General features: G+C 40.5%; 2 protein-coding genes. One reads left to right on the top strand and one right to left on the bottom strand.

All coding sequences use genetic code 11. The features are described 5' to 3' along the window. Window positions 1-679 (top strand): hypothetical protein (locus tag CCU_RS07665; RefSeq protein WP_208896097.1); only part of this gene is annotated, 679 nt, incomplete at its 5' end. Window positions 680-774: 95 nt separating this feature from the next. Here CCU_RS07665 and CCU_RS07660 read toward each other — a convergent pair. Next, window positions 775-1,748: nucleotidyltransferase family protein (locus CCU_RS07660; RefSeq protein WP_243440877.1), on the bottom strand; the 974-nt coding region annotated here is incomplete at its 5' end.

Here is a 1,748-nt window from a genome sequence, read left to right as displayed (position 1 = left end):
GAAACTTTTAAGGGCATTGGGAAATGTCGATAATCAGTATATTAAGGAGGCTGAACCTATGAAAAAAACAAGTAAAATAACTAATCGGCAAAAATGGGTGTCTGTTGCTGCTTGCTTCGTACTCGTTGCTGTGATTGGAGTGGGAGTTTATCAAAGCAATCTGTTTGGTACAAAAAACGATATTGCCACGCTGGATGGTGGAGAAACAATTACTTTTGTTAAAAATGACTTATCACAATCTTCAATTAACTTAAATGTAACAACAAGGCCCTTGAGCGATGCTGAGATTGAAATGCTTTTTGCAGACTTGCCTGTTACCGCAGATGCTTACTTTGATGCTGACAATCATAATATTCTGGGTCTTGAGGGAAAAATTGGTGATACAAGAATGGTAGTATCTAAACAGGGTGTAAATCTATTAGATACTATCATTGATGGAAATACAATCACTTCAAGTGTAGACGGCGTTGATATCAATGCAGGATATTTCGTAACAAAGTCAAATAGTCAAGGTATCAAAACCGTAATATATTATGCAACCTTTGATATGGGAGAGAACACTATTTATGTAGAGTATTCTGGCGTTGAAAATGAAAGTGAAACTGTAAACAACTTGGTAGACACAATTTTGAAGTTGATTGAGAACGGTGCATTTGATTTGAGTCAAATCCAAGAATAATCGGGGACGTTCCTTCTGTCACCAAGAGTGTCCCCCTGTAACGAATAAGACAGAGGGACACTCTTGGTGACAGAAGGAACGTCCCTACAGCCGCGTCAGCTCAGCCGCGCCATATCTGCTGGTGTGTCAATGTCCATCAATTCAGTTTTGTTGGTGACGGGTAGCTGCCTTACCTGAGATTCGTGACTGTGGACAACGACATTCCCGCCTTTTCCCTGTGGGAGAGACGTAAGCTCATCAAAATATTCTTTTGGAAATATCACAGGTGATCCTGGAGTTTTGTCATAACATGTTCTCCATATATATGATGGCTCATTTTTTGCACATAATAATAGTGATGCTATAGATTCCGTCTTTATGAGTGGCTGATCGGAAGGAATAAAAGCACAGCGGTCAATATAGGGACCAATTGTATCCAGACCAAGACGGATCATATCATTCCGATATGGTGAGGAGTGAAGGATTACCGGTATACTATATTCTGTGCAAAGCTTTTCAATATCCTGGTGTATGGTGACAACAAGTCGCATGGCAAACAAATCTTTTGTTATATCAAGTATCCACTTTATGAGCGGCTGTCCGTGATATTCAGCCATGAGCTTATTGCTGCCAAAGCGTTTTCCCTGCCCTGAAGCCATGATGATACATCCGGAATTGCCAAATGGTCTGTCAAGGTCAACAAGGAACACATCTTTATGGCTGCACAGCCAGTTCAGAAATGAGAGATCCTGTTTTCGAACAACCATAATGATCCGCTTTTTATTCATGAGTCTTTCGAAAGCTTTTTGATAATCGTATGATGTGTTTTCGAGATATCCAATTTCGTCTACAGTAATCCATGGTGCTGTTGTGTCTGTTAGGCTTTCTAAAAAAGCAATACATGTGCTGTTAAAGGCATCTTTAATGGGTTGCATGAGGTTCTCGCAACCTGTGGCATCAGAGCAGAATCTGCCGATACGTACAACTTCACCGCTTGAGTTGTTTTTCATGTATACGCCTTCTTTTGGAACGGCCCATGATGTAATTCCGGGCATTTGTCTGTCGAAAAGTGAAGAGAGAAGTGTTGATT

The sequence above is a fragment of the Coprococcus sp. ART55/1 genome (assembly GCF_000210595.1).
In the GTDB taxonomy this organism is placed as follows: Bacteria; Bacillota; Clostridia; order Lachnospirales; family Lachnospiraceae; genus Coprococcus; species Coprococcus aceti.
Note: the sequence above shows the minus strand (reverse complement) of the source record. Positions and strands in the feature narration are given on the sequence as shown.